Here is a 25907-nt window from a genome sequence, read left to right as displayed (position 1 = left end):
GGTCCGAAGACCAGCCCTGGAAAAGTTTTTGGGAGAGGATGCCTGAAAGGCCTGCTCCATATGCTCTCGGCACCGATTCGCCGCAAATGCGAAAAGATTGGGCAATGTTGCAAGATGTGCAACTGAAGCCCACGCTCTCAGTCTTCGGTGACAGCGCCGTACAAGTCGTGCTCGTCCGCGTCTTCGATCAGAACGTCGACAATATCGCCGACTTGCAGATCGCTTCCGGCACCGCGCAGGAAGACATTGCCGTCTATCTCGGGCGCATCGGCCTGCGAGCGGCCGGTTGCACCGATGTCGCCATCCTCGTCCGGCTCGCCCACTTCGTCGATGATGACGGGCAGGATGCGGCCGACTTTGGCCTGGAGCTTGGCGGCGCTGATCGCGGCGGTCTTCTCCATGATGCGGGCATAACGCTCTTCCTTGACCTCTTCAGGCACCGCGTTCGGAAGGTCGTTGGCACTGGCGCCTTCGACGGGCTCGAAGCGGAAGGCGCCGACGCGATCGAGCTGGGCTTCGTCCAGCCAGTCGAGCAGGTACTGGAAGTCCGCCTCGGTCTCGCCTGGGAAGCCCACCACGAAACTGGAGCGAATGGCGATGTCCGGGCAGATCTCGCGCCACTTGCGCAGCCGGTCGAGCACCTTGGCCTCGTTGGCCGGGCGCTTCATCGACTTGAGCACCGAAGGCGCCGCATGCTGGAATGGAATGTCGAGGTAAGGCGTGATCAGCCCCTCAGCCATCAGCGGGATCACCGCGTCGACATGGGGGTAGGGGTAGACGTAGTGCAGGCGTACCCAGGGCTTGCGGCCCTGCGAATCGCTGAGCTGGCCCAATTCGCGGGCGAGGTCGGTCATGTGGGTGCGGACCTCGCGGTCCTTCCACATGCGCGTCTCATGGCGCACATCGACGCCATAGGCCGAAGTGTCCTGGCTGATCACCAGCAGTTCGCGGGTGCCGGCCTGGACCAGCTTTTCCGCCTCACGCAACACCGCGTCGATGCGGCGGCTCGCCAGCTTGCCGCGCAGGCTGGGGATAATGCAGAAAGAGCAAGCGTGGTTGCAGCCTTCCGAGATCTTCAGATAGCCGTAGTGACGCGGGGTCAGCTTCACGCCCGCATCGTCGTAGGCCTGGGGAATCAGGTCGACGTAAGGCGAAATCTCGGGCGGGGCGGCTTCGTGCACGGCCTCGACCACGGCTTCGTACTGGTGCGCGCCGGTGACGGCGAGCACGTCCGGGAAGCGGGCGCGGATCGCGTCGGCCTCGTTGCCCATGCAGCCGGTGACGATCACGCGGCCGTTTTCGGCCATAGCTTCACCGATCGCGGAGAGGCTCTCTTCCTTCGCGGAATCGAGGAATCCGCACGTATTGACGAGCACGACATCGGCCCCGGCATAGTCGGGACTCATCGTGTAGCCGTCGGCGCGCAGGCGGGTGAGGATGCGTTCGGAGTCGACAAGCGCCTTGGGGCAGCCGAGGCTGACCATGCCGACCTTGGGCGGAGAGGGGATTTCGATAGCCATAGGGATGGCGCGCCCGATACGCGCATTGCGACCGAGAGTCACGAAAAACGAATCATGGCCATGTGATTCGCGTCGATCCGACTTCCAGACTGTTAGCGCTCTTGCACCTTTGAAGAGACCCTGCGCAAGGAGGAAGCTGTTGGAAAAAGGGGTTGTCGCATGGGTCCGGTAAACTGGTTGGCGGTGGTTCTGGCAGCGCTGGCGGCGGTGGTGATCGGCGCGGTGTGGAACGGGCCGCCGTTTCAGAACGGGCGCAGCCTCTCGCCGCGCAAGTCGGAGCGGGCGGGCAATTACGGGCTGGTCTGCTTCGTGTTCCTGGTCAGCGCGGTGATGCTCGGGCACAATTTTGCACGAATCGGCGCCGAAACTCTGGCGGCCAAGCCCTGGCTCTACTTCATGCAGACCGGCGGCGTCGCCATCGCCTTCGTACTTCCGGCGATCTGGCTGACGCATGTGCGCTACCGCGCCGAGCCGCTGCGCCGAGCGATGGATTGCCTGTTCTGGCTGGTCGCCTACCTCGCCATGGGGCTGGTGTTCTGGCTGCTAGGCTAAGTCGCCGCGTTCGGGGGGACGGTCGGTGGAAGCCGTCGGCAGAACCTCCACGACGATATCGCCTGCCTGCAGCGCTTTGGCGTCGTCTTCCCAGAAGCCGATCGTGCGTTCGCCGCGATAGATCCTGAGGCCTTTGCCCTTGCTGACGAGGTTGTCGAGCGAACCGCCGATCTCGGACGGCTCCACCGGCCGCTCCACGAGCTGGACGCGGCCTGCCGCCGAGGCGAGGTCGGAGAAGTAGTCCGCGACATGCTGTCCTTCCGCCGATCCGGCGAGCAGGAGGCCGGTGAAGCGGACCGGATTGATGACGTTGTTGGCGCCTGCCTGACGCGCGAGCAGTTCGTTGTCGTCGGCCCGAATGACGACGGTGATCGGCGCGTTCGGCGCCAGGTGCCGGGCGGTCAGCACGATCAGCACCGAGGTATCGTCACGGCCCGCCGAGACCAGGATCGTCCGCGCGGTGCTCACCCGGACGGCGTTCTGCACTTCGTCGCGGGTGGCGTCGCCCTGGAGCACGTTGCAGCCCATCTTCTCGGCCTGGGCAAGGCGTGCCTGGACGGGGTCCACCACGACGATGCAGGCGGGGTCGGTGCCGCGCTCGATCAGTTCCCGCGCCGCTTCCGAGCCGCTGACGCCGAAGCCGAGCACGACGATGTGGTCCTCCAGTCTTTCCTGGATCCGCTTCATGCGCCACGTCTCCCAGCTGCGCTTGATGATGAAATTGTAGGCAGTGCCGACGAAGATGGTGATGACGGCCAGACGGATCGGCGTGACCAGCACCGCCTCGATCAGGCGCGCCCGGTCGCTGACCGGGGCGATGTCTCCGAAGCCGGTCGTCGTGATCGAGATCATCGTGAAGTAGACGACGTCGAGGAAGCTGACCTGCCCGTCGTGCACGTCGTTGAGGCCGGCCCGGTCGCTCCAGTGAACCATGATGACGATGAAGATCAGCAGGAACGCCCCGCCGAGCCGCAAAGCCACGTCGGCCCAGACGGGAAGTGCCAAGGCGCGGCGCAGCGGCTTGATCGCGGCGGGCCGGAACAGGGGGCGCGTGGAGCGTCGCTTCGACATGCTCCGCGAGCTTTAAGGCGCCTTGGGCAGGTCGTCCAGCGGATCGACGGGCTTGCCGTCGCGCCGTACTTCGAAGTGCAGTTCGTTGCCCTTGGCGAGACCGGTGTGGCCCACCAGCCCGACGCGCTCTCCGACAGCGACCGTCGCGCCCTCCTTCACGGTGACGCGGCTGAGAAAGGCATAGGCGGTGAACCATCCGTCGCCATGGTCGAGGACCACGAGGTTGCCGAACTGCTCCTTCTCCATTCCGGCGAAACGGACGGTGCCGGCCGCGGCGGCGCGAACCATCGTTCCTTCCGGCGCGGTGATGTCGATGCCGTCGTGATGATTGGCGCCGCTGGCGAACCCGCGGCGGACGGGGCCATTCACCGGCCATGCGAAGCGCGTGGACTTGCTCGCGGGGGCAGGAGCCGGGGCGGGAGCGTTCACGGGCGCGACGGGCGGATCGAGCAGTGTCGGGATCAGCAGCGACTGGCCGGCCTTGACCGGAGCTGCCGCGTCGAGGCCGTTGGCCAGCGCGATCTCCTCCCAGGGCACCGCATATTTGTAGGAGATCGAGAAGCCGGTATCGCCTGCCTTCACCATATGGCGGCGGGTGCGGGGGATCTGCAGCTTCTGGCCGAGGCGAACGGCATAGGGCGGCTGCAAGCCGTTGGCTTCGGCGATCAGCACGCGCGGCACTTTGGCGGCCAGGGCGATGCTGCCGAGCGTCTCGCCGGGTTGGACGACGTGGACGCTTTCCTGATCAGGCGATCTGGCGGCGGCGATGGCAGCCCTGGCGGTGGAGTTTGCGGCAGCGGCGGCCTTTTTCGCGGGAGTGGCGGGGTCGGGCTGCTTCGTGGGCACCTTGGTCGGTGCCGATCTTGCGGTTGCCGCTTTCGCGCGCGGGATCGTCAGCTTCTGGCCGAGCTTGACGACATAAGGCGCCTTCAGCCCGTTCGCCTTGGCCAATGCTTCGGAGGAGACGCCGGCACGGTTGGCGATGCCGTTCAGCGTCTCGCCCGCCGTCACGACGTGCACGGTCTCGTCACCCGGCGCGGCGGAGGCAGGCGCGATCGGCAGCGCGAGCGCCGCCAGCAGAAGAAGAGCGCGGCGCATCATGCTCCGTAGCGGCTCGCGATCTGTGCCAGCGATCCGTCGTGGGTGAGGTCGAGCTGGAGCGGCGTCACCGAGATATAGCCCTCGGCGATCGCTTCGAGGTCGGTCTTGTGGCCGGGGGTATGCTCGATGCCATGAAGGCCGAACCAATAGTAGGGGAACCCGCGCGGGTCCGTCCCTTCGACCACCGAGCCGCGTGCGTAATCGTGGAAGCCCTGCCGCACGACCCGGATGCCCTTCACGTCCTCGCCGGCCAGCGGCGGGAAGTTCACGTTGATCAGCGTGCGCGGCGCGAACGGCACGTCGAGCAGGGGGCGCAGCACTTTCGCGCCCCAGTCCTCGGCCGCCGAGAAGCTGACGTTGTTGCCGTGGCCTTCGCCCGAATAGACCTGGCTGAGCGCGATCGAGGGGATGCCGGCCATGGCGCCCTCCATCGCGGCGGAGACGGTGCCCGAGTAGGTCACGTCATCGCCCAGGTTGGCGCCGCGATTGACGCCCGAGAGGATCAGGTCGGGCGGGCCGGGCATGGCTTTCTTGAGCCCCAGCGTCACCGAATCGGTGGGCGTGCCGGTAACGGAAAAGCGCTTGGGGGCATGTTCGCGCATGCGCACCGGGCGGCCCAGCGTCAGCGAGTGGCCGGCGCCGGACTGTTCCTCGCTCGGCGCGCAGATCCAGATGTCGTCGGAAAGCTGCGCGGCGATCTTTTCGAGGACGTAAAGGCCGGGAGCGTTGATGCCGTCGTCGTTGGTGAGCAGGATACGCATCAGAAAAGAGGCTCCAGCTTGTCGATTCCGCCCATCCACGGCTTCAGCGCCTCGGGCACCAGCACCGAACCGTCTTCCTGCTGGTAGTTCTCCAGCACCGCTACCAGCGTGCGGCCCACCGCGAGGCCCGAGCCGTTGAGGGTGTGCAGGAACTCGGTCTTCTTCGAGCCTTCCGGCTTGAACCGCGCGTTCATGCGGCGCGCCTGATAGTCGCCGCAGTTCGAGATCGAGCTGATCTCGCGGTAGGCCTGCTGGCCCGGCAGCCAGACCTCGAGGTCGAATGTCTTCCTCGCCGTGGCGCCCATGTCGCCCGAGCAGAGCAGGACCTTGCGGTAGGGCAGTTCCAGCGCCTGCAGAATCGATTCGGCGGCGGCGACCATCTTCTCGTGCTCGGCTTCCGATTGCTCGGGCTGGCAGACGGTGACGAGTTCCACTTTCTCGAACTGGTGCTGGCGGATGAACCCGCGCGTGTCGCGGCCCGCAGCGCCCGCTTCCGAACGGAAGCAGGGGGTGAGCGCGGTCATGCGCAAGGGCAGGGCGGCCAGATCGACGATCTCGTCCTGCACTGCGTTGGTCAGCGAGACTTCGGCGGTGGGGATCAGCCAGCGGCCATCGGTGGTCCGGAACAGGTCTTCCGCGAACTTGGGAAGCTGGCCGGTGCCGAATACGGCCTCGTCCTTCACCAGCAGCGGCACGATGCATTCCATGTAGCCGTTGGTGGCGGTCTGGGTGTCGAGCATGAACTGCGCCAGCGCGCGGTGCAGGCGCGCCATCTGCCCCTTCAGGAACGTGAAGCGGGCGCCGGAGATCTTCGCGCCGGTCTCGAAATCGAGGCCCAGCGCCGGGCCGAGATCGGCGTGTTCCTTGGGCTCGAACGCGAACGTGCCGGGCGCGCCCCACTTGGCGACTTCCACGTTCTCGCTCTCGTCCGCCCCGTCGGGCACTTCGGCCACCGGAATGTTCGGCAGGCCGGCGAGCGCGTTGTGAAGCTGCTCGGAAAGCGCCTTTTCCTCGGCTTCAAGCGCGGGGAGGGTGTCCTTGAGCTGGGCGACTTCGGCCTTCAGCGCTTCGGCCGTGGCGGTGTCGCCCTGGCCCATGGCTTTGCCGATCGCCTTCGAGGCTTCGTTGCGGCGGTTCTGCCCCTCCTGCATGCGCGTCGCCACCGAGCGGCGCTGCTCGTCGAGGGCGAGGATGTCGGCGGCCACGGGGGCTACCCCACGGCGGGCGAGGCCGGCGTCGAATCCTTCGGGATTCTCGCGGATCAGGCGGATATCGTGCATGGCGCGCGCTATGGCGCTTCATGCGCGGAGGCGCAAGATTCCACAGGCTCGTTCCGCCTGCGACAATTGGTGATCTTGGGGAAATGTCCACCGGATGCGCCATCCCGGAAAAGGGATGGTGGGCGCGGCAGGGATTGAACCTGCGACCCCACCCGTGTGAAGGGTGTGCTCTACCACTGAGCTACGCGCCCGCATTTCGCTGCGGAAGCGCGCCTCTAGATGAGTCGGATCGAATTGACAAGCGGCCATCTGGAATTAAATCGCGAGGCATGACCGAAGAGACCAACACCGGCGCGGACGTGCCGCCCGATCACCTTGCCATCAACCCGAACAGCCCGTTCTTCGACGAGGAAAAGCTGAAGCGCGGCGTCGGCATCCGCTTCAAGGGCACCGTGCGCACCAATGTCGAGGAATACAGCATTTCCGAAGGCTGGGTGCGCGTTCAGGCCGGCAAGACCCTGGATCGCAAGGGCAATCCGCTGACCGTCAAGCTGCAGGGGCCTGTCGAGGCCTGGTACGAGGATCTCGGCGAAGACGCGCCGGTCGCGAAGATCTGATCTGTTCAGCATCATCGCCCCGCTCTTTGGGCGGGAGTGATGGTGCGAGATTTGCCTTTGGCGGGCTCAGTAGTATCCGGCGATGATGTCGCCGATAGGGTCGCTTCGGCGGCCCTTCTTTTTGGCTTTCGCGGTTTCGGGCTTGGTTATGGCGCCCGCCTTGCTGTTGTAGATGAAGCCCGAGACCGGCCAGCGCGTGTTGCCAAGGTTGTGGATCGGGGCGTACCAGACCCGCACCTGGCTCCAGTCGTTGGCGGGAGAGACGTCGAGCACGGTGACGTTCTTCTCGATCCGGCCGCGCTGGCCTTCGATCGGCGACCAGTTGGCGTGGCTGACGAGGATCGTGCGCGAATCGACAACCTTGCTCACGGTGGCGACATGGCCGAGCTGCGAATTGGCGTAGGGTTGCATCGCCATGACCGCGCCGATCTTGGGCGCATGCCCCGTGACGTAGCGGCCCTTGGCCTGGTTCCACCAGGTATGGGCGTCGCCGAAGATCTGTATGCCCGAAAGCTGGCGGGCATAGGGCACACATTCGAGATAATCCGGGCCTTTGGCCGCCGCGGGCCGATCGTCGTCCATCCCGGCGAGCGCGTCGTCGATGGCGGAGCGGGCGACGGCGGGGCAGGAGGCGGCGGGCGAAATCGTCCCCGCAGCCAGCCCCAACATGATTGCGATCCGGTAACCTTTCATGCCCCTCAATTCCCCGCACCACGGTTGTGAGAATCCTTCCGGGCATGGTTACCCGCGAATTAGGAATTTGTTCCCCCACGCGCCGGAACGTCGTTTCGTCACGCAAACATTCCCATCCGCGCCGATTTCCTCTAGGGGCCGGAATCCCTTATCGAGTTTTATATGCTACCCCAGGTCATCATCATCGGCCGACCGAACGTCGGAAAGTCCACGCTGTTCAACCGGCTCGTCGGCAAGAAGCTCGCGCTCGTCGACGACCAGCCGGGCGTTACGCGCGACCGCCGCTTCGGCGATGCCGAACTGCTCGGCCTGAAATTCCAGATCGTCGATACGGCGGGTTGGGAGGACGACGAGGCCGAAACGCTTCCCGGCCGCATGCGCAAGCAGACCGAAGCGGCGCTGGAATCCGCCGACGTGGCGCTTTTCGTGGTCGATGCGCGCGCCGGGCTGACGCCTCTGGACGAGGAGATCGGCCAGTGGCTGCGCGCCTCGACGGTGCCGGTGGTCGTGCTGGCCAACAAGGCCGAAGGCCGCGCCGGCGAAAGCGGCGTGCTGGAGGCCTATTCGCTCGGCCTCGGCGATCCGATCACGTTCTCCGCCGAGCACGGGGTGGGCGTTGCCGACCTGTTCGAATCGCTGCTGCCGCACCTGGAACCGCTCCAGCCCGAAGAGCCGGAGTTCCCGGAAGAAGAGGACGAGGAAGCACTGCTGCGCCGGCCGCTCAAGCTGGCGATCGTCGGCCGTCCGAACGCGGGCAAGTCGACCCTCATCAACCGCATCCTCGGCGAGGACCGCCTGCTCACCGGCCCGGAAGCCGGCATCACGCGTGACTCCATTACGGTCGATTGGGAGTGGACCGATCCCAAGACGCAGGAAGTCCGCCAGGTCAGCCTGATCGACACCGCAGGCATGCGCAAGCGCGCCAATGTGACCGAGAAGCTGGAGCGCATGGCCGTGGCCGATGCGCGCCATGCGATCGACTTTGCCGAAGTCGTCGTGCTGCTGCTCGACGCGACGCGCGGGCTGGAGCACCAGGACCTCACCATCGCTTCGAAGGTGCTGGAAGAAGGCCGCGCCCTGATCATCGCGATCAACAAGTGGGACGTGGCTGAAGGGCCTTCCGGCTTGTTCAACGGCATTCGCGGCGCGCTGGACGAAGGGCTTGCCCAGGTGCGCGGCGTGCCGCTGCTGGCGGTCTCGGCGCGGACGGGGAAGGGCATCGACGACCTTATCGCGGCCGGTTTCTCGATCCGCGAGGCCTGGAGCAAGCGCGTGCCGACTGCCGCGCTCAACCGCTGGTTCGACGATGCGCTCTCCGCCAACCCGCCACCGGCGCCGGGCGGCAAGCGCATCAAGCTGCGCTATATCACCCAGGCCAAGACCCGCCCGCCGGGCTTCGTCCTGTTCGGCACGCGCCTCGACCTGCTGCCGGAAAGCTACCGCCGCTACCTGATCAACGGTATTCGGCGGGAACTCGGGTTCGACGCGGTGCCGATCCGGCTGAACTTGCGAATGCCGAAGAACCCCTTCGCCAAATAACGAAAAGGCCGCCGGAGAACCTCTCCGGCGGCCTTTTTACGTTTCAGGACGGATGCGCTGCCGTCTCGGCATCCGAGATCGCCGTTTCGGGACGGCGTTCTTCCTCGACCTCGATGGCATCGGGCTCCAGCATGCCTTCGCTGTTCTTGATTTCGCGCATCAGCGTCCAGACGGCGATGAAGAGTGCGGCGATGACCGGGCCGACGATGAAGCCGTTGAGCCCGAAGATCTGCAGGCCCGCCAGAGTGGCGATCAGCACCACGAAATCGGGCATGCGGGTGTCGCGGCCGACCAGGATGGGACGCAGGATGTTGTCGATCATGCCGATGATGAACAGGCCGCAGAAGGCCAGAATGGCGCCGTGCCACATATTGCCGGTCGCGATCAGATAGGCGGCCATGGGCACCCAGACGAGGCCGGTGCCAACGGCGGGCAGCAGCGAGAAGAAGCCCATCATTACGCCCCAGAGCAGCGAGCCCTGGATGCCGAGCAGGGAAAAGATGATCCCGCCGACGAGGCCCTGCGCCACCGCGACGACCACCGTACCCTTCATCGTCGCGCGCACGACGATCACGAAGTTGGCGACCAGCCGATCGCGAAGGTGAGGGCGCAGCGGCATGGCATCGCGGATCAGCGCGCCATAGCGCTCGCCGTCGCGCAGCAGGAAGAAGGTGAGGTAGAGCATCACGCCCAGCGCGGCCAGAAAGCTCAAGGCGCCCTGGCCGACCGATAGCAGACGCGCGGCGAGGCCTTGCAGGCCGTTGGCGATGCCCAGGCCGAACTGGCGGCGTATATTCTCGAAATCGGCAAGGCCGTAGCGATCGATCAGGCGCTCTACCGATTCCGGCACCGAGGCACGGAGCTGCTCGAAGATCCGGGGGATGTCGATCTGGCCCACGCGGACCTTCTCGTAGATGTTCGAAACTTCCTGCACGAGGCTGATGCCGAGCAGGATCGTCGGGATAATGAACAGCGCCAGCAGCAGCAGCAGCATGATGCCAGCCGCCAGGGTCTTGCGCCCGCCAAGGGCGGTGGCCAGCTTCGCCGTCAGCGGCTGGAACAGGATCGCGGCGACCACGCCCCAGAGAACGGCGCCGAAATAGGGAAGCAGCAACCAGACGAACGCTGCGGTGACGAGAATGACAAGGACACCGAAACCGTAGTCCTCGATCGTGTAGGGGGGGCGATCAGGTTGCTCCATGTCTGCGTCTTAGCACGATTTCCCGCCCCGCAAGCTGGCTGGCCGAGGTGACTGGATTTTTCACCAAGTCTGGATTTTTGAAAAAGTCTGGGCAAGACAGGGCCATCCTCCATTCGAGCGGGAGTTTTCCATCTTGCCCCACGTAATGGCCTTTCGCATGGCCGCTCTCGCGCTGTCCTGCGCCGTCGTCCCGTTCTCGTCCGCCTTTGCGGCCGATGCGGCTCCTGCGAAGGATGCCGTCAAAGGTCTGGAACGCGGCTTTACGCCGGACGACCTGTTCAAACTATCGGGCGTCACCGATCCGCAGATCGCGCCGGACGGCAGCCGCATCGCCTATGTCCGTTCCGCAGCGGACGTGATGACCGACAAGGTGGTGCCCTCGATCTGGCTGGTCGATGCGGCGAGCGGCGCGCAACGTCCGCTGGTCGCCGGCACCGGCGCGCATTTCTCGCCGCGCTGGTCGCCGGACGGGAAACGTCTCGCCTACGTTTCGAGCGACGGCAGCGGTGCGCCGCAGCTTTACGTGCTCTGGCTGGATAGCGGCGCCAAAGTCAAGGTGACGGGGCTGCCCGACAGTCCCGGCAGTCTCGCCTGGTCGCCGGACGGCCGCCAGATCGCCTATACCATGCGGGTGCCGGGCGAGGGGCTCAAGATGGGGGCGCAGCCGGCCAATCGTCCGGAAGGCGCGCAGTGGGCCGAACCACTCCAGGTCATCGACCGCGTCAGCTACCGCGCGGACGGCGGCGGTTATGCACGGCCGGGCTACGATCACATCTTCCTGGTCTCGGCCGATGGCGGGGCGCCGCGTCAGCTGACTTTCGGCGATTTCGACGATGGCGGACCGCTGTCCTGGACGCCGGACGGCAAGCGCATCGTGTTCAGCGCCAACCGCCACGAAAACTGGCAGCACGACATCAATAATTCGGAAGTCTACGCGCTGGATCTCGCCAGCGGCGGGGTAACGGCGCTGACTTCGCGCAATGGGCCCGATGCAGGCGCAAAAGTTTCACCCGATGGCAGGCACATCGCCTACCTCGGCTATGACGACATCAACCGCTCTTACGAGAATTCCGGCCTCTACGTCATGAACAGCGACGGTTCGGGATCGCGGCTGCTGACGAAGGGCTTCGATCGCTCGATCGATGCGCTGGAATGGTCGGGCAATTCCACGATCATGGTGCAGTACGACGATCACGCGAAGACTTACGTGGCCCGCGTGGGCCTCGATGGCGCGCTGAAGAACGTGGTCGAGGGGCTCAGCCCCGGCGACCATTTCGACCGGCCCTATACCGGCGGTGCCTTCAGCGTCTCGAAGAACGGGCGCCTGGCCTATACTTCCGGCACCGCGCAGCGGCCTGCCGATCTCTGGCTCAGCAGCGGCGGTGCAGGGCGCAAGCTCACCGACCTCAACGGCACCTGGCTCGACGCCAAGGTCCTGGCGCCGGTCCGCAAGCTGGCGGTGACCGCGCCGGACGGCCGTGCGGTGGATGCCTGGCTGGTGACGCCGCCAAGTCTCGCGCCGGGCCAGAAGGCCCCGTTGATCCTGGAAATCCACGGCGGGCCGAACACCGCCTATGCGCCGGGCTTCGCGACCGACTACCAGCTCTATGCGGCCCATGGCTACGCGGTGCTTTACACCAACCCGCGCGGCAGCACGTCCTATGGGGAGGAATTCGCCAACCTCATCGACCGGGCCTATCCCGGCACGGACTATGACGACCTCATCGCTTCGGTCGATGCCGCCATCGCGGACGGCGTGGCCGATCCCGACAATCTGTTCGTCACCGGCGGTTCGGGCGGCGGCGTGCTGACCGCGTGGATCGTCGGCAAGACCGACCGCTTCAAGGCGGCGGTGACGCAGAAGCCGGTGATCAACTGGATCAGCGAGGCGCTGACGATGGACGCCACGCCGTTCACCTCGCGCTACTGGTTCGACAAGAAGCCCTGGGAGGATCCCATGGAGTACTGGCGCCGCTCGCCGCTGAGCCTGGTCGGCAACGTCAAGACCCCGACGATGGTGGTGGTGGGTTCGGAAGACTTCCGCACACCGGTCAGCGAGGCCGAGCAGTATTACGCCGCATTACAGATTCGCGGCGTGCCGACGGCGCTGGTCAAGGTTCCGGGGGCGAGCCACGGCGGCATTGCGGCACGCCCCTCGCAGTCGGCGGCGAAAGCCTCGGCGATCCTGGCGTGGTTCGACAAGTACCGGACCGACCGGCAGCCCGCTAAGGCCGAGTAGCGGCGAGTTCGGCGGCAAGCCGGGCGACCAGTTCCGCCGCCGGCATCGCGCGGGACAGCGGCGCGCCCTGTCCCGCCCACTGCGCGCCGTAAAGCGTCTCGCCGTGCGGCTTGGCAGCGGCGTTGAGGGCTTTCCCGGCATCGTAGGCGCGCGGATAGGCCGGGACGGGCGGCAGGTCGGTTCGCTGGCCGAAGTGCGTGAATCTGTTGGCTAAGCACCGAGCGGGCCGCCCGGAAATCGCGCGCGTCATCACCGTATGACACGCCGCGTCGGAATCGAGCAGGGCGCGGTAGCCTGCATCGGCGTTGGTTTCGGGGCAGCCCACGAAGGCGGTGCCGAGTTGCGCGGCCACGGCGCCGAGATCGAGCACGGCGCGCATGCCCGCGCCGTCCATGATGCCCCCAGCGGCGATGACCGGCAATTTGCCCCATCGCACCAGCAGGCGCGTCAGGGCGAACGTGCCGAGTCGGTCGTCGGCCGCATCGGGATCGAACATGCCCCGATGGCCGCCCGCCTCCCAGCCTTGCGCAACCAGGATGTCGATGCCGGCTGCATGTGAAAGTTCGGCCTCGGCCAAGCTGGTGACGCTGCCGAGCAGCAGGCATCCCGCTTGCTTCAAGGCAGTGATCGTGGCGGCGTCGGGCAAGCCGAAGTGGAAGCTGACGACGGCCGGTTTCGCCTCCATCACGACATCGCGCATCCCCGCATTACCCGCGAAGCTCTGGTAGATCGTCTCCAGCGCGGACGGGGGCCGGGCGCCGTACTCCGCAAAGATCGGCGCAAGTGCGTCCAGCCATGCCGTTTCGCCCTTGAGATCGGGCTGCGGCGTTTTGTGCACGAAGAGGTTGAGATTGAAGGGCCGGATGGTCAGGCCCCGCAGTTCGGCGATCTGCCGCCGCGCCTCGTCCGGGCCAAGAGCGCCAAGCGCGAGTGAGCCGAGCGCTCCGGCATTGCAGACTTCGGCGGCTAGGGCGGGTGTGGAAGTGCCCGCCATCGGCGCCTGGATCAGGGGTATCGAAAGGCCGAGGCGCGCGAGAAAGTCCATGGTCGAGAATGGATGCCTTTTTCGCGCGCCGTCCGGACTTACTCGCCTTCGCCCGCCGGCTTGCTTTGCAACTGGCAGTAATTCTGGATGCCCATGCGGGCGATCATGTCGAACTGCTTTTCGAGGAAATCGACGTGCTCTTCCTCGCTTTCGAGGATGCGCGCGAAGATTTCGCGGCTGACGAAATCGCGAACGCTTTCGCAGTGGGCGATCGCATCCCGGAGTAGCGGGATCGCATCGTGCTCGAGCGCGAGGTCGGCCTTCAGGATTTCCTCGACGCTTTCGCCGATGCGCAGCTTGCCCAAGGCCTGGAAGTTGGGGAGGCCATCGAGATAGAGAATGCGATCTGCCAGCACGTCGGCGTGCTTCATCTCGTCGATCGATTCGTGACGCTCGTACTCGGCGAGTTTCTTGATCCCCCAGTTGTCCAGCATGCGGTAATGCAGCCAGTACTGGTTGATCGCGGTCAGCTCGTTGAAGAGCGCCTTGTTGAGAAATTCGATGACCTGCTGATCGCCCTTCATGGGGAAGCTCCTGAAACTATTCAGGCGGGTTTATGGGCCTTTCAGAGGCTCGAGGCAAGCAGGCACACGAAAACACCCAGCCGAAGCCAGGTGTAACCCGCCTTGTTGCAGGGTCAGGCTGCCGCGCTCAGGGGCGCGTTGGCGTTCGCCGATTCCTCGGCAATGATCTCTTCGGCATCGTCCAGGCACTGTCCACACTGCGGCACATGTCCGAGAGCCCCGTAAAGCGCTGTCGCATCGCCACGGCAGCAGCGGGCGGCGGTGCGCAGGTCGGTCTCACGAATGGCATTGCAGATGCAAACGTACATGGTGCGATTCCTCTTGGGACACCATCATATGCAAATGCAAATGGATCGCAATAGCGTTCTTCATTTTCCTGTCAAGTCGCTGTGATTCGGCGGTTTTCCAGCCATTTCCGCTCGACCAGACTGCGCCAGAGCAGTTCCAAGGGACCTCGCCGATAGCGACTCAGCCAGGCCTTGCTCCATGCCAGCATCATCATCCAGCCGAGCAGCACGAAAGCCCATTGGCCGGCCGGCCCGACTCTGCCGAACAAATCGAGACCCCAGCCATAGAACAGGGCGCACATGATCAGGCTGGAGGCGATGTAGTTGCTGAAGGCCACCCGTCCGGCCGCGACGATGCGCTGCCCTCCACGCGTGGGAACCAGGCGCGGCGTGAATCCGACGAGCAGGGCGGCATAGCCTAGCGCCGTCAGCAGGTGCGCGGGCCATAATCCCTCACCCAATAGCATGGCCATGGCGATGGGCGGGAAGTGACGTTGCCAGGCCCAGCCGAGCGCTATCGCCGTGAGCGCAAGCCCGGACATCGTCGCGCCGATGCGAAGGCGCCGCATCCACCGCTGCGGCCCGGACCCGGCGAAAAACCCCGTCCTCAGCAGCACCACGCCCAGCAGCATCAGCGGCAGGACCTCGCTCCAGGCGTGCCCGGTCATGGTGAAGAGCCACAAGGGATCACCGCGCAGCTTGGCCAGCGCTATGTCGAGGAAGCCGCTGTGATAGAGCTGCGTCTGGGCCTGAACGTTGGCGTGGTAGAGATCGAGCCGCGCCATCACGTCATGATGCTGCGCCGCGCTGGCGGTGCCGCTTCGAACGGCCTCTTCCGCGAAGACCAGCGGCAGCATGGACCACAGGTTCACGATCGAGGCCGTGACCATGATCCCTGCGGCTATACCCAGCAGGACGCGGCAGGGCAGGCGCCGCAGGAACAGTACGGCGATCCCGCAGCAACCATAGACGAACAGGATGTCGCCCCACCACAGTAGCAGATAGTGCAGGGTGCCGAAGACCATGAGCCATGCCAGGCGGCGGACCTGCAGAACGTCGCCGTCCCGCCCCGCGGCGTCGCTGCGTTCGCACTGGAGCGCGATGCCGGCGCCGAACAGCATGGCGAACAGCGCGCGCATCTTGCCTTCGAAGAACAGGAAGCCGAGGGACCAGGCAGCCTGGTCGGTCAGAGTGACGGCATGCGGGAAGTTCGGCGTCAGCGCGCCGAGGCTTGGTCCCGCGAAACCGGCTATGTTGATCGCCAGGATGCCGAGAATGGCCACGCCGCGCACCAGATCGAGCGAAGCCAGCCGGCCGTCGCTCTTCAGCGGCTGCTCCCATCGTGATGCACGCCCGACAGTCCGGACGTGTTCGCCCGTGATCGCTTCCGACATCCCTTCGTTCTCCCGGCCGCGAGCCTAGGCAAGATGCCGGACCCGGTCCATCGACAACGCATGGAACGGCGAAAGACTACGAGGTGACGATGCATTCCTGTTTGGAGGCTTTCAGCGCCGCGCAGGCCTTGTCTGCCTTGGCCTTGCTGGAGAAGCCTGCGGCGTAGAGCTTGGTGAGCTTGCCGGCGGGGACCAGTTGCCGTCTACTGCCTGCCATTTCCGGGCGTTTGGACAAGGCGGTCCAGAGTTTTTCGGCATTGCCGGGTACGCCGAAGGCGCCGAGCTGAAGGCGCCAGGCACCCGCGCCGTTTGTGGCAGCTGCAGGGGCGAGCGCAGAGGCGGAGCGAGGCGCCGGTTTGCTCGCTGCGCTTTTGGGCGCCGCGGCAGCTTTGAGGGCCGGTGCAGGTCGCGCAACGCTCGGCAGGGTATAGTCTGCGCCTGCGCGGGCGGAACCTGCCGGTGCGGCGGCGATTGGGCGCGTTGCGGCGTCGGTCGGCTTGCTGCCGAGTTCGGTGCCGGTAGCTTCGCTGGTCCGAGTGGCCTCGGCCTGGGCCGACAACTGAGCGGCGAGAGCAACGCTCTTCTGACGGTCTGCCAGCGGGATATGCGCATCCATCTGCGTCAGCGCCCCGGTCGCCTGGGACAAGCCCGCGCGCTGAGCCATGCTGACGAGGGCATAGGCGCGGGTCCAGTCCTTCTCGACGATGTCGCCGTTGAAGTGCGCCACGCCCAGGATGTATTCGGCGCGGGCGTCACCGCGCGCGGCGGAGGCGCGGATGAAGGGCATGGCCTTCTGCCGCTCGCCGCGCTGGAACAGCATCAGCCCGTAAGTGTCGGAGGCCTGGACATGGCCTTGGGCCGCGGCCTTGCCGTAGAGATCCTCGGCCCTGGAGAGATCCGCCGCGACGCCGCGGCCCATCTTGTACGCCTGCGCAAGATTGAACTGCGCATCGGCATCGCCCTTGTCGGCAAGCGGCCGCCACTGTTGGACGGCGGCGGCGTAGTTTCCTGCGGACCAGGCATCCACACCCGCTTTCACATCGGCCAAGGCAGGTGCGGCCTGAGCGGCCAGCACGACTGCCGGAGCGGCGCAAAGGCGTACCAGTGAAGGGACAATATGGTTTTTTCGCAAGTCGGCTGGCCTCGATTGTCTGATTCCCGCGCCGTCATGGTAAGCGAAAGCCTGAAGCTCACCATACGAACATTCCGCTATATGCGCAGGAAAGGGCGAACTTCGCGTTAATCCCGCTGCTACAAGAAAACCCTTGGACGGCTCCGCTGCGCGGGAGTGCTGGAGCAGCGGAAAAGGCCCTGCGGTTAACTCTAAATTAGGAACGATCTGCGATCCAGCCCCTCGTGAGCCGACGGTTTTTCCGACGCGGCTCCGTTAGGGGGTAACGGCTTTGCGCGTTCTGGCATTGGCATCGCAGAAAGGTGGTTCGGGTAAGACCACGCTTTCCGGGCACCTTGCCGTGCAAGCCCAGCGCGCCGGAGCCGGTCCTGTCGTCCTCATCGACATCGACCCGCAGGGCTCGCTGGCCGATTGGTGGAACGAGCGCGAGGCCCAGTACCCCGCTTTCGCACAAACCAGCGTCGCACGCCTCGCGAGCGACCTGCAGCTGCTGCGGGAGCAGGGCTTCAAGCTGGCCGTCATCGATACCCCGCCGGCGATCACCATGGCGATCCAGAGCGTCATTTCCGTTTCAGAGCTGATCGTGGTGCCGACGCGGCCCAGCCCGCACGACTTGCGGGCCGTAGGTGCCACCGTCGATCTCTGCGGCCGTGCAGGCAAGCCGTTGATCTTCGTCGTCAACGCCGCGACGCCCAAGGCCCGCATTACCGCAGAAGCCGCCGTCGCTCTCTCGCAGCACGGCACTGTCGCACCGGTCACCTTGCACCAGCGAACCGACTTCGCCGCCTCGATGATCGACGGCCGGACGGTCATGGAAGTAGACCCCAGCGGCCGTTCAGCGCAGGAAATCGCAGCACTGTGGGACTATGTTTCGGATCGGCTGGAACGCAATTTCCGCCGCGCCATCTTCACTGCGCCGCAGTTTACCGCACAGCCGGTGATGCCGGCTCGGCCCGTCGGCGGCTTCGGCCGCCGCATCGCGGGGTCTTGACGATGAAGCGCCTGAGCAAGCTGACGGAGATCGCGCCGACGGTCTGCGCGGTCGTCGCCGCGGGGCTTATCGCGAGCTGCGCGGGCCGGATGCCGCTATCCAGGGCCGATGCCGCCGCACCGAGCGACTCCGCAGACAGGACGGACCTCGCCCGCGCCGAGCAGCGTGTAGCCCGTTCGCCGCGCGATGCTTCGAGCCGGGCGGCTCTGGCGCAGGCCTATCTTTCCGCTGGGCGCTTCGGATCTGCGGCAACGACTTTCGAAGACGCCATCGCGCTGGGCGATCGAAGCCCGCGCACGGCTCTCGGGGCGTCGCTGGCCTATATCGGCGCGGGTCGCCAGCCGGAAGCTCTGGCGGTGCTTCAGCGCTTGCACGACAGGGTGCCGGCCAGCGACTACGGCTTGGCCGTAGCCCTTGCAGGTCAGACCGCCCTTGGCGTGGAGGTGCTGACGAATGCCATTCGTGGCGGGGAAAACACCGCCAAGGCGCGCCAGAACCTCGCCTATGCCTACGCGCTCGACGGGCGTTGGCGAGAGGCGCGTCTGATCGCCTCGCAGGATGTTCCCGGCGATCAACTCGACGCTCGCCTTGGCGAATGGGCGCGCGCCGTCCGGCCCGATCAGTCGCAGGCTCGCGTCGCAGGCCTGATCGGCGCGCCGCTGCGCAGCGACCCCGGCCAACCCGCGATGCTCGCGCTGGCCGGTCCCGCTGCCACCTCTCGGATGGCGGCTGCCGATGTGCCGCCGACCACAGCCATGGCGGAAGCGGAACTGCCGCCGGTGCAGACCGGCGAGAGCTTCTGGGGCGCGAACGAGCAAAGCGCCGAAACGCCCACTCCTTCGCCTGCGGCGGTTCGCGTCGTTCAGCCGCTGAGGGCTGCGGCCGTTTCGACCATTCGGACGGTGGCGTACCCGAAGCCTCAGCCCGCTCGGCCGAAGGCCGCGCTTTCGGCGACGCATCTGGTCCAGCTCGGCTCCTTCCGCACGATGGATGGTGCCAAGCGCGCCTGGAGCGCCATCCAATCCCGCACTCCCATTCTCAGGGGCCACGAATTGCGTATCGCTCAAGCCAGCGTGAACGGTCAGACTTACTACCGCGTCACGACCGATGGGTTCGATCAGCGCTCCGCGCAGTCCCTGTGTTCCAGCTTGCGGCAGAGCGGCAATGCCTGCCTCGCCTACGCGCGGCAGCGGCAGCTTCCCGGCGCGGTCAACGCCGGCCAGATGCGCCGGGCCGAGCTTTAGATTTTTCCGCGAGGTTTGCGCCTCGCAACTGAGTTCCATGTGAGCCTAAACGGCCTCTGTCTTCGGACAGAGGCCGTCTTTTTTTGGATTTTTAGGAAGTGAGAAGAGAAGTCCTGGGGGATGATCCCCCAGACCCTCGGAATGTCGTTGTCGCGCCCGGCCTATCCGTATTGTGCTCCTTGCGACGCAGCCATCAAGTCTCCCGACGCAGCCATGAGCGCACCGGGCTGTCGGTCCGCCTGACCTCGACAGTTCCGGGGGTGCAGGGGGCTGAGGTCCCCTGCCTTGTCCCTTCCTACTTGGCTTTGACCGCCACGCCGCCCTTGAACAGCGCGAGCGCGCGGCCCTGTACGGGCTGCTTGTCGAACGGCGTATTCCCGGCCGCAGCGGCCATCTTGTCCGAATCGACGATCCACGGACGGTCGGCATCGACGATCGCAATATCCGCTTCCGCCCCGACTTCGAGCTTGCCTGCGTTGACGCCGAGCAGCCGGGCCGGGTTGCTCGCGATCAGGTCGAAGGCGCGCGAGAGCGAGATCACGCCGTCGCGCACGAGGTTCATCGTCAGCGGCAGCAGGGTTTCCGCGCCCGCCATGCCGGGCGCGGAGTCCGCGAAGGGCAGGCGTTTGTCCTCGGGGCCGCGCGGATCGTGGCCCGAGGCGATGACGTCGATCGTGCCATCGCCGATAGCGGCGATCACCGCCTTGCGATCGTCTTCCGAGCGTAGCGGCGGGGAGAGGTGGGCAAAGGTCCGGAAGCCTGCCAGTGCGAGGTCCGAAAGCATGAAATAGGCGGGCGTGACGCCGGCCGTGACCTTGAGGCCGCGATCCTTGGCGCGGCGCACGAGGTCGAGGCCTTTCGCAGTCGTCACCTTGCGGAAGTGGATCGCCGCGCCCGCCAGTTCGGCCAGGGCGATGTCGCGCGATATGGCGAGGACTTCGGCTTCGGCAGGGGCGGAGGGCAGGCCAAGGCGGGTGGCCATCTCGCCGGAGGTGGCGACCGCCTTGCCGGTGATCCCGGCGTCCTCGGGATGGGTCAGTACGACCATGCCGAGCATGCCGGTATACTGGAGCAGGCGCAGCATCGTGCCCGAATCGCCGATCCACTGGCGGCCGGTGGTCACGGCCTTGGCACCCGCGTCGCGCATCAGGGCGATCTCGGCGAGAGCCTTGCCTTCGAGGTTCTGCGTCGCGGCGGCGAGCGGGTGGACCCAGAGGTCCGGTTTGCCCGACTGGGCCGCGAAGCGGACGCGCGCGGGCACGTCGAGCGGCGGGTTCTGGTCGGGCATCAGCGCGGCGCGGGTAATGCCGCCGAAGTGGAAGGCGGGCTTGTCGATGGCGAAGACGCCGATGTCGACGAGGCCGGGCGCGATCAGCTTGCCGCCGGCGTCATGGACTTCGTCGCCCGGCCGGGGCGTAACGTCCGCGCCCAGTGCGGTGATGAAACCGTCCTCGCAGCGCAGCGCGCCGGGAGCGATGGTACCGTCTGGAAGGACGAGTTTGCCGCCGGTGACGGTGAGAGGCGTGTTGTTGCTCATGGCTTTGACTCCAAGGCCCAGCCCTCCACGCCGCGTCCTCTTCGGGTCAGCACGTCCAGGCAGGCCATGCGCATCGCGACGCCCATCTCGACCTGGGTGGTGATCTGCGAGCGGCCCACGAGGTCCGCGACATTGCTGTCGATCTCGATGCCGCGGTTCATCGGACCGGGGTGCATGACGAGGGCATTCCCTTCCGCCTTGGCGAGGCGCTCGAGGGAGAGGCCATAAAGATGGCGATATTCGCGGGGGGAGGGGATGAACTGGCCTTCCATGCGTTCGAGCTGGAGGCGCAGCATCATCACCACGTCGGCGCCTTTCAGCGCGGCGTCGAAGTCGTGGAAGACCTGGACGTTCATCCGCTCGATATCGGCAGGAAGCAGCGCAGGCGGGGCGCAGACGCGCACTTCGGCGCCCAGCGAGTTGAGCGCCAGAATGTTCGAGCGGGCGACGCGGCTGTGCAGGATGTCGCCGCAGATCGTGACGCGCAGCCCGTTGAAGGCGCGCTTGTTCTGGCGGATGGTGAGGGCGTCGAGCAGCGCCTGCGTCGGGTGCTCGTGCTGCCCGTCGCCGGCATTGAGCACCGGGCAATCGACGAGGTTGGAGATCAGATGCACCGCGCCGGAGCTGGCATGGCGGATGACGATGGCATCGGCGCGCATGGCGTTCAGCGTCCAGGCCGTGTCGATCAGCGTCTCGCCCTTCTTCACGCTCGAACTGGCCACCGCCATGTTCACGACGTCGGCGCCCAGGCGCTTGCCGGCGATCTCGAAGCTCAGCAGCGTGCGCGTCGAGTTTTCGAAGAAGGCGTTGATGATCGTCAGGCCGGAGAGCAGATCGCGGCGCTTCTGCGTGCCGCGGTTCAGCTCGACCCATTGCTGGGCCTCGTCGAGAAGGAACATGATCTCGTGCGGGGCCAGGCCGCCGATGCCCACGAGGCTGCGATGCGGGAAGGCTGCGGAGCCTTCCGGATATGTGAATTCTGGAGCTGTCATCGAAGACAAGGCCTTAGGCACCGGGCGGAGTCGGCTCAAGCGGTTTGTTGTGCACGCGCCCCGTCCGCACATCGCACGCTGCCTACTGCCGGCTACGCATCGTCGCTGCCTCCTCGTATCGCTAGCTCTGGCCGCGCGGCTTTTCGGCCGTTATGGCTAGGCGCCGAAAGGCTGGTGAATTCATGACGTTCGCGCGCAAGATCTGGAAGCTGCTGGTGGGCGTAAAGGACGCTCTGGCCCTGATTTTCCTGCTGTTGTTCTTCGCGCTGCTCTATGCCGCGCTGGCATCGCGGCCGGCTCCGGGCAGGATCGTGGACGGTGCGTTGCTGCTCGATCTGAACGGCAGCATCGTCGAGGAGAAGAGCAAGGTCGATCCGCTCGGTCTGCTGGTGAGCGCGGAGGCGCCCTCCGGCGAATACCAGGCGCGCGACGTGGAGCGGGCCCTGCGCCTTGCTGCCGGGGATTCGCGGATCAAGGTCGTCGTGCTCGACATGTCGCGCTTCCTGGGCGGCGGCATGGTGCATATCGAGGAGATCGGCAAGGCGCTCGACGCCGTGCGCAAGGCCGGCAAGCCGGTGCTGACGTTCGCCAATGCCTATGCCGACGACGGCGTGCAGCTGGCTTCCCACGCCAGCGAGGTATGGGTCGATCCGATGGGCGGCGCCTTCGTGGCGGGGCCGGGCGGCAACCAGGTCTACTTCAAGGGCCTGCTCGACCGCTTCAAGGTCAATGCCCACGTCTATCGCGCGGGCACTTACAAGAGTTTCGTCGAGCCTTATCTGCGGAGCGACATGTCCCCGGCCGCGCGCGAGGCATACCAGGACATCTACGGCGCGCTGTGGAACGGCTACAAGGCGGATATCGCCCGCGCGCGTCCCAGGGCCAGGCTCGACCAGATGACCGGCGATCCCGTCGCCTGGTCCAGGGCGTCGGGCGGTGACTTCGCCGAAGGCGCGAAAGCGGCGGGCCTCGTCGATCGCATCGGCGACCGCACCGAGTTCCAGAATCGCGTCGCCGAGATCGCCGGCAAGAACGATGCTGCCAAAGGCAGCGGCGACCTGCCGTACAAGGCGAACCGCCTTGCCGCATGGCTCGCGGCCAATCCCGAAAAGGGCGAGGGCGCCAAGATCGGCGTCGTCACGGTGGCCGGCGAGATCGTCGACGGCGATGCCGGCCCCGGCAAGGCGGGCGGCGACCGCATCGCCGACCTGCTGGACGAGAATATCGATCAGGGATTCAAGGCGCTGGTCGTGCGCGTCGATTCGCCAGGCGGCTCGGCCATGGCGGCGGAGCGCATTCGCCGCGCCATCGATCGCTACAAGGCGCGCAAGATCCCCATCGTCGTTTCGATGGGGAACATGGCGGCCAGCGGCGGCTATTGGGTGTCCACCCCCGGCCAGCAGGTCTTCGCGCAGCCCGAGACGATCACCGGATCGATCGGCGTCTTCGCGGTGATCCCCAGCTTCGAGAGGACCCTGGGCGATTACGGCGTCACCAGCGACGGAGTGAAGACCACGGCGCTTTCGGGCCAACCCGACATTCTCGGCGGCTTCTCGCCCGAGGTCGAGGGCATGCTCCAGGCCTCTATCGAGAACACCTACCGCAAGTTCGTCGGCCTTTCCGCCGCCGCACGCAGGATGACGCCCGAGAAGCTCGATTCGGTCGCGCAGGGCCGGGTCTGGCCGGGGCAGGAGGCTCAGCGGATCGGCCTGGTGGACAAGATCGGCGGTCTTGACGCAGCGCTTGCCGAAGCGGCCCGTATCGGCGGGGTCGGCAATGGCAAGTGGCAGGCGGTCCATCTCAAGGAGGACGCGGATTCGTTCTCGAAGTTCCTGGACGGCCTGACTTCGGATTCCGCCAGCGAATCCACCGCTGCCTTCGATTTTGCGAGCTTCGTGGCGCTGCGCCGCCAGCAGCAGTTCGCGCGGGTGGCGGAGCAGGTCGGCGGCATGTTCACGGCCCGCGGCGCCCAGGCCTATTGCCTCGAATGTCCGGTGCTTCCGGGGCGCAGCCAGCCGGCGACGGTGAAGCAGTTGTCCGTACTGGAGCGCCTGGCACGGTTCTTCAGCGAGACTTGATCATAAAAAAACGCCGCCGTCCTTTCGGGCAGCGGCGCTTATGTTTTTGATCGGGGTGTTCAGTCGGGTGGCGGAAGTTCGATCGGTCCGGTTTCGGGCCGATCGAAATCCGGGCCGGTCTCGGGGATTTCCGTGGGAGCGGTGGGTTCGCCCGGATCCGCCGGGGGCACCGGGGTCTCGGGCGGCGTGTCGCCGGGGTTGTCGGCAGGCTGGGTGGCCATGTTCGCCTCTCTGGTGGTTGCAGGGTCTTCCACGAGAGTAACCCGGTAGCGCGGCACTAGTTGCATCCACGCGACTCGCGGCGCTTGCCCTTTTCCGCGTGTCCTTATAAGGGCACGTCCCTTGAGTTTCAGGCTTCGATCTTTGCGGGCGTGGCGGAATGGTAGACGCGCTGGTTTTAGGTACCAGTATCGAAAGATGTGGGGGTTCGAGTCCCTTCGCCCGCACCATTACGCCGCCCTGGGGGAGATGAGTCGCGAGAATTGGCCCCGTAAGGCCCGTTGAATTGCACAGGAAGGCATTTGAAATGCAGATCGTCGAAACCACCAACGAAGGCCTGAAGCGCGCCTACACGGTGACCATTCCGGCCACGACCATCACTGCCCGCGTCGAAGGCGAGATCAAGAAGATCGCTCCGCAGGTGAAGATGCCCGGCTTCCGCGCCGGCAAGGTTCCGGCCAACCTCGTCAAGAAGATGCACGGTGAAGCGATTCACCAGGATGCGCTGAACGCGACGATCCGCGAAGCCATGGACAAGCTGGTCGCCGACCACGCCCTGCGCCCCGCCATGAACCCCGACGTCGCGCTTGGCGAAGGTTACGAGCAGGGCAAGGACGCCGAGCTGACCGTCAGCCTCGAAGTGCTGCCCACGATCGCCGCCCCTTCGCTCGACGGCCTGAAGCTCGAGAAGCTGACCGTTCCCGTGGCCGAGGACGCCGTGACCGAGGCGGTCGAGCGCATCGCTTCGCAGCAGCAGCGTTTCGAGACCAAGGACGGCGCCGCCGCTGATGGCGATCAGGTGATCATCGACTTCACCGGCAAGCTCGACGGCGTCGAGTTCGACGGCGGCAAGGCCGAAAAGGCTCCGCTGGTGATCGGTTCGAACCGCTTCATACCCGGCTTCGAAGAGCAGCTGGTCGGCATCAAGGCCGGTGACGAGCGCACGATCACCGTGACTTTCCCTGAGGACTACCAGGCCAAGAACCTGGCAGGCAAGGAAACCACTTTCGACATCGTCGCGCACGAAGTGAAGGCGCCGGCCGAATCGAAGATCGACGACGATTTCGCGAAGGAACTCGGCCTCGAAAGCCTCGAGCAGCTCCAGGGCCTGCTCAAGGGCCAGCTGGAGCAGGAAACGGCCGGCTTGACCCGTACCGCGATGAAGCGCCAGCTGCTCGACCAGCTCGCCGCCGGTCATGACTTCGACGTGCCGCCGACCATGGTGGAAGCCGAATTCTCGCAGATCTGGCAGCAGCTGACCCACGAAGCCAGCCACGAGGAAGATCCGGAAGCTGCTCTCGCCGAGATCGAGGCCGAGAAGGACGACTACCGCAAGATCGCCGAGCGCCGCGTACGTCTGGGCCTGCTTCTGTCGGAAATCGGCCAGTCGAACGGCGTCGAGGTGACCGCGCAGGAAATGCAGATGCTGGTCGCCCAGGCCGCGCAGCAGTACCGTCCGGAAGATCGCCAGCGCTTCTTCGAATATGTCCAGCAGGACCCGATGATGGCTGCCCAGCTGCGCGCGCCGCTCTATGAGGACAAGGTCGTCGATTTCCTGATCGAGAAGGCCGAAGTCACAGAGCGTGAAGTGACCCGCGACGAGCTGCAGGCCGCGATCGAGGCCGATACGGACGGCGAAAAGTCGGTGGAAGCCAAGAAGCCGGCCAAGAAGGCCCCGGCGAAGAAGGCCGCTGCCAAGAAGGAAGACGCCGAGGCTCCGGCCGAGGAAGCTGCCGCCGAAGAAAAGCCGAAGAAGGCGCCTGCCAAGAAGGCCGCTGCCAAGAAGGCTGACGACGCCGCAGAGGGCGCAGCAGAGGGTGGGGCTGAAGCCAAGCCCGCCAAGAAGGCTCCGGCCAAGAAGGCTGCCGCCAAGAAGGAAGACTGATCGCTTCCATCGGACGGATCGTCACGAAACGGCCCGGTGCAGCGATGCACCGGGCCGTTTTCGTT

23 protein-coding genes and 2 tRNA genes are annotated in these 25907 nt (G+C 65.9%); 9 read left to right on the top strand and 16 right to left on the bottom strand.

Features of this window, described 5'->3' with window-relative positions; genetic code table 11:
• Window positions 1–137: 137 nt before the first annotated feature.
• Window positions 138–1520 carry a 30S ribosomal protein S12 methylthiotransferase RimO gene (gene rimO, locus L284_RS25955; protein ID WP_021232179.1) on the bottom strand — a complete coding sequence of 461 codons (1383 nt, stop codon included), beginning with the start codon at window positions 1518–1520 and terminating at the stop codon, window positions 138–140.
• Between the two features lie 159 nt (window positions 1521–1679).
• Here rimO and L284_RS25950 point away from each other — a divergent pair, with 159 nt between their 5' ends.
• Window positions 1680–2072: a DUF1761 domain-containing protein gene (locus L284_RS25950; protein WP_021232178.1), complete on the top strand. Its 393-nt coding sequence runs from the start codon at window positions 1680–1682 to the stop codon at window positions 2070–2072.
• On the opposite strand, the gene L284_RS25945 is transcribed toward L284_RS25950, so the two are convergent.
• The 5 genes from L284_RS25945 to L284_RS25925 form a co-directional block, all read right to left on the bottom strand.
• The gene (locus tag L284_RS25945) at window positions 2064–3143 is read right to left on the bottom strand and encodes a potassium channel family protein (RefSeq protein ID WP_021232177.1); all 1080 of its coding nucleotides are present in this window, start codon (window positions 3141–3143) and stop codon (window positions 2064–2066) included. The two genes, L284_RS25950 and L284_RS25945, sit on opposite strands and share 9 nt — an antisense overlap.
• A 12-nt stretch (window positions 3144–3155) precedes the next feature.
• Window positions 3156–4241 (bottom strand): LysM peptidoglycan-binding domain-containing M23 family metallopeptidase, encoded by a 1086-nt coding sequence (locus tag L284_RS25940; RefSeq protein ID WP_031341326.1) that lies wholly within the window; start codon window positions 4239–4241, stop codon window positions 3156–3158.
• On the bottom strand, window positions 4241–5005 hold the full coding sequence (surE, locus tag L284_RS25935; protein WP_021232175.1) for a 5'/3'-nucleotidase SurE: 765 nt from the start codon (window positions 5003–5005) through the stop codon (window positions 4241–4243). Before surE ends, L284_RS25940 begins: the two co-directional genes overlap by 1 nt.
• Window positions 5005–6285 carry a serine--tRNA ligase gene (serS, locus tag L284_RS25930; RefSeq protein WP_021232174.1) on the bottom strand — a complete coding sequence of 427 codons (1281 nt, stop codon included), beginning with the start codon at window positions 6283–6285 and terminating at the stop codon, window positions 5005–5007. Before serS ends, surE begins: the two co-directional genes overlap by 1 nt.
• 116 nt (window positions 6286–6401) lie before the next feature.
• Window positions 6402–6476: transfer RNA gene (locus L284_RS25925), tRNA-Val, on the bottom strand.
• Window positions 6477–6554: 78 nt separating this feature from the next.
• On the opposite strand from L284_RS25925, the gene L284_RS25920 reads away from it, so the two are divergent.
• The gene (locus L284_RS25920; protein WP_021232173.1) at window positions 6555–6842 is read left to right on the top strand and encodes a DUF3297 family protein; all 288 of its coding nucleotides are present in this window, start codon (window positions 6555–6557) and stop codon (window positions 6840–6842) included.
• 66 nt (window positions 6843–6908) lie between these two features.
• Here L284_RS25920 and L284_RS25915 read toward each other — a convergent pair whose 3' ends face one another.
• Window positions 6909–7535, bottom strand: a complete 627-nt coding sequence (locus L284_RS25915) for a CHAP domain-containing protein (protein ID WP_021232172.1) — start codon at window positions 7533–7535, stop codon at window positions 6909–6911.
• Window positions 7536–7697: 162 nt separating this feature from the next.
• On the opposite strand from L284_RS25915, the gene der reads away from it, so the two are divergent.
• Complete coding sequence (gene der / locus L284_RS25910; protein WP_021232171.1) at window positions 7698–9074, top strand: ribosome biogenesis GTPase Der; 1377 nt, start codon at window positions 7698–7700, stop codon at window positions 9072–9074.
• 43 nt (window positions 9075–9117) lie between these two features.
• On the opposite strand, the gene L284_RS25905 is transcribed toward der, so the two are convergent.
• The gene (locus L284_RS25905) at window positions 9118–10275 is read right to left on the bottom strand and encodes an AI-2E family transporter (protein ID WP_021232170.1); all 1158 of its coding nucleotides are present in this window, start codon (window positions 10273–10275) and stop codon (window positions 9118–9120) included.
• A 157-nt stretch (window positions 10276–10432) separates the two neighbouring features.
• On the opposite strand from L284_RS25905, the gene L284_RS25900 reads away from it, so the two are divergent.
• Window positions 10433–12514 (top strand): alpha/beta hydrolase family protein, encoded by a 2082-nt coding sequence (locus tag L284_RS25900; protein WP_031341325.1) that lies wholly within the window; start codon window positions 10433–10435, stop codon window positions 12512–12514.
• Here L284_RS25900 and L284_RS25895 read toward each other — a convergent pair.
• The 5 genes from L284_RS25895 to L284_RS25875 all read right to left on the bottom strand — a co-directional run bounded on the left by L284_RS25895 (window position 12501) and on the right by L284_RS25875 (window position 16896).
• Entirely contained in the window at window positions 12501–13559 is a 1059-nt protein-coding gene (locus tag L284_RS25895; RefSeq protein ID WP_021232168.1) for an NAD(P)H-dependent flavin oxidoreductase, read from the bottom strand. The genes L284_RS25900 and L284_RS25895 overlap by 14 nt on opposite strands.
• Before the next feature lie 38 nt (window positions 13560–13597).
• Window positions 13598–14083, bottom strand: coding sequence for a bacterioferritin (bfr, locus tag L284_RS25890; RefSeq protein WP_021232167.1), 486 nt, complete (start codon window positions 14081–14083; stop codon window positions 13598–13600).
• Between the two features lie 113 nt (window positions 14084–14196).
• Window positions 14197–14391 carry a (2Fe-2S)-binding protein gene (locus L284_RS25885; RefSeq protein ID WP_021232166.1) on the bottom strand — a complete coding sequence of 65 codons (195 nt, stop codon included), beginning with the start codon at window positions 14389–14391 and terminating at the stop codon, window positions 14197–14199.
• Window positions 14392–14462: 71 nt separating this feature from the next.
• The gene (locus tag L284_RS25880; protein WP_021232165.1) at window positions 14463–15764 is read right to left on the bottom strand and encodes a DUF418 domain-containing protein; all 1302 of its coding nucleotides are present in this window, start codon (window positions 15762–15764) and stop codon (window positions 14463–14465) included.
• A gap of 76 nt (window positions 15765–15840) precedes the next feature.
• The gene (locus tag L284_RS25875) at window positions 15841–16896 is read right to left on the bottom strand and encodes an SPOR domain-containing protein (RefSeq protein ID WP_081673851.1); all 1056 of its coding nucleotides are present in this window, start codon (window positions 16894–16896) and stop codon (window positions 15841–15843) included.
• A gap of 271 nt (window positions 16897–17167) precedes the next feature.
• Between L284_RS25875 and L284_RS25870 the strand changes: the two genes are divergently transcribed.
• Together L284_RS25870 and L284_RS25865 are read left to right on the top strand one after the other, a co-directional pair.
• Window positions 17168–17887, top strand: a complete 720-nt coding sequence (locus L284_RS25870) for an AAA family ATPase (RefSeq protein WP_021232163.1) — start codon at window positions 17168–17170, stop codon at window positions 17885–17887.
• Window positions 17888–17889: 2 nt separating this feature from the next.
• A complete protein-coding gene (locus L284_RS25865; RefSeq protein ID WP_021232162.1) occupies window positions 17890–19131 on the top strand; it encodes an SPOR domain-containing protein in 1242 nt (413 codons plus the stop codon).
• Between the two features lie 295 nt (window positions 19132–19426).
• On the opposite strand, the gene L284_RS25860 is transcribed toward L284_RS25865, so the two are convergent.
• Together L284_RS25860 and L284_RS25855 are read right to left on the bottom strand one after the other, a co-directional pair.
• The gene (locus L284_RS25860; RefSeq protein WP_021232161.1) at window positions 19427–20668 is read right to left on the bottom strand and encodes a dihydroorotase; all 1242 of its coding nucleotides are present in this window, start codon (window positions 20666–20668) and stop codon (window positions 19427–19429) included.
• A complete protein-coding gene (locus tag L284_RS25855; RefSeq protein ID WP_021232160.1) occupies window positions 20665–21660 on the bottom strand; it encodes an aspartate carbamoyltransferase catalytic subunit in 996 nt (331 codons plus the stop codon). The genes L284_RS25860 and L284_RS25855 overlap by 4 nt, the downstream gene beginning before the upstream one ends.
• A 182-nt stretch (window positions 21661–21842) precedes the next feature.
• Here L284_RS25855 and sppA point away from each other — a divergent pair, with 182 nt between their 5' ends.
• Window positions 21843–23738, top strand: coding sequence for a signal peptide peptidase SppA (gene sppA, locus L284_RS25850; protein ID WP_021232159.1), 1896 nt, complete (start codon window positions 21843–21845; stop codon window positions 23736–23738).
• A gap of 59 nt (window positions 23739–23797) precedes the next feature.
• Here sppA and L284_RS47815 read toward each other — a convergent pair whose 3' ends face one another.
• Window positions 23798–24025 (bottom strand): hypothetical protein, encoded by a 228-nt coding sequence (locus L284_RS47815; protein ID WP_152524582.1) that lies wholly within the window; start codon window positions 24023–24025, stop codon window positions 23798–23800.
• A 78-nt stretch (window positions 24026–24103) separates the two neighbouring features.
• On the opposite strand from L284_RS47815, the gene L284_RS25845 reads away from it, so the two are divergent.
• Window positions 24104–24187, top strand: a tRNA-Leu gene (locus L284_RS25845).
• Window positions 24188–24264: 77 nt separating this feature from the next.
• Complete coding sequence (gene tig / locus L284_RS25840; RefSeq protein ID WP_021232157.1) at window positions 24265–25842, top strand: trigger factor; 1578 nt, start codon at window positions 24265–24267, stop codon at window positions 25840–25842.
• Window positions 25843–25907: the final 65 nt, after the last annotated feature.

Origin of the sequence: Novosphingobium lindaniclasticum LE124 (assembly GCF_000445125.1) — a bacterium.
GTDB lineage: Bacteria > Pseudomonadota > Alphaproteobacteria > Sphingomonadales > Sphingomonadaceae > Novosphingobium > Novosphingobium lindaniclasticum.
Note: the sequence above shows the minus strand (reverse complement) of the source record. Positions and strands in the feature narration are given on the sequence as shown.

Bases quoted from the DNA above. Each gene is read 5' to 3' on its own strand.
- L284_RS25855 (WP_021232160.1), bottom strand. From the start codon at position 21,660: ATGACAGCTCCAGAATTCACATATCCGGAAGGCTCCGCAGCCTTCCCG.
- serS (WP_021232174.1), bottom strand. From the start codon at position 6,285: ATGCACGATATCCGCCTGATCCGCGAGAATCCCGAAGGATTCGACGCC.
- L284_RS25885 (WP_021232166.1), bottom strand. From the start codon at position 14,391: ATGTACGTTTGCATCTGCAATGCCATTCGTGAGACCGACCTGCGCACC.
- surE (WP_021232175.1), bottom strand. From the start codon at position 5,005: ATGCGTATCCTGCTCACCAACGACGACGGCATCAACGCTCCCGGCCTT.
- L284_RS25880 (WP_021232165.1), bottom strand. From the start codon at position 15,764: ATGTCGGAAGCGATCACGGGCGAACACGTCCGGACTGTCGGGCGTGCA.
- L284_RS25940 (WP_031341326.1), bottom strand. From the start codon at position 4,241: ATGCGCCGCGCTCTTCTTCTGCTGGCGGCGCTCGCGCTGCCGATCGCG.
- L284_RS47815 (WP_152524582.1), bottom strand. From the start codon at position 24,025: ATGCAACTAGTGCCGCGCTACCGGGTTACTCTCGTGGAAGACCCTGCA.
- L284_RS25950 (WP_021232178.1), top strand. From the start codon at position 1,680: ATGGGTCCGGTAAACTGGTTGGCGGTGGTTCTGGCAGCGCTGGCGGCG.
- rimO (WP_021232179.1), bottom strand. From the start codon at position 1,520: ATGGCTATCGAAATCCCCTCTCCGCCCAAGGTCGGCATGGTCAGCCTC.
- L284_RS25945 (WP_021232177.1), bottom strand. From the start codon at position 3,143: ATGTCGAAGCGACGCTCCACGCGCCCCCTGTTCCGGCCCGCCGCGATC.
- L284_RS25905 (WP_021232170.1), bottom strand. From the start codon at position 10,275: ATGGAGCAACCTGATCGCCCCCCCTACACGATCGAGGACTACGGTTTC.
- sppA (WP_021232159.1), top strand. From the start codon at position 21,843: ATGACGTTCGCGCGCAAGATCTGGAAGCTGCTGGTGGGCGTAAAGGAC.
- L284_RS25920 (WP_021232173.1), top strand. From the start codon at position 6,555: ATGACCGAAGAGACCAACACCGGCGCGGACGTGCCGCCCGATCACCTT.
- L284_RS25865 (WP_021232162.1), top strand. From the start codon at position 17,890: ATGAAGCGCCTGAGCAAGCTGACGGAGATCGCGCCGACGGTCTGCGCG.
- der (WP_021232171.1), top strand. From the start codon at position 7,698: ATGCTACCCCAGGTCATCATCATCGGCCGACCGAACGTCGGAAAGTCC.
- L284_RS25895 (WP_021232168.1), bottom strand. From the start codon at position 13,559: ATGGACTTTCTCGCGCGCCTCGGCCTTTCGATACCCCTGATCCAGGCG.
- bfr (WP_021232167.1), bottom strand. From the start codon at position 14,083: ATGAAGGGCGATCAGCAGGTCATCGAATTTCTCAACAAGGCGCTCTTC.
- L284_RS25860 (WP_021232161.1), bottom strand. From the start codon at position 20,668: ATGAGCAACAACACGCCTCTCACCGTCACCGGCGGCAAACTCGTCCTT.
- L284_RS25900 (WP_031341325.1), top strand. From the start codon at position 10,433: ATGGCCGCTCTCGCGCTGTCCTGCGCCGTCGTCCCGTTCTCGTCCGCC.
- tig (WP_021232157.1), top strand. From the start codon at position 24,265: ATGCAGATCGTCGAAACCACCAACGAAGGCCTGAAGCGCGCCTACACG.
- L284_RS25915 (WP_021232172.1), bottom strand. From the start codon at position 7,535: ATGAAAGGTTACCGGATCGCAATCATGTTGGGGCTGGCTGCGGGGACG.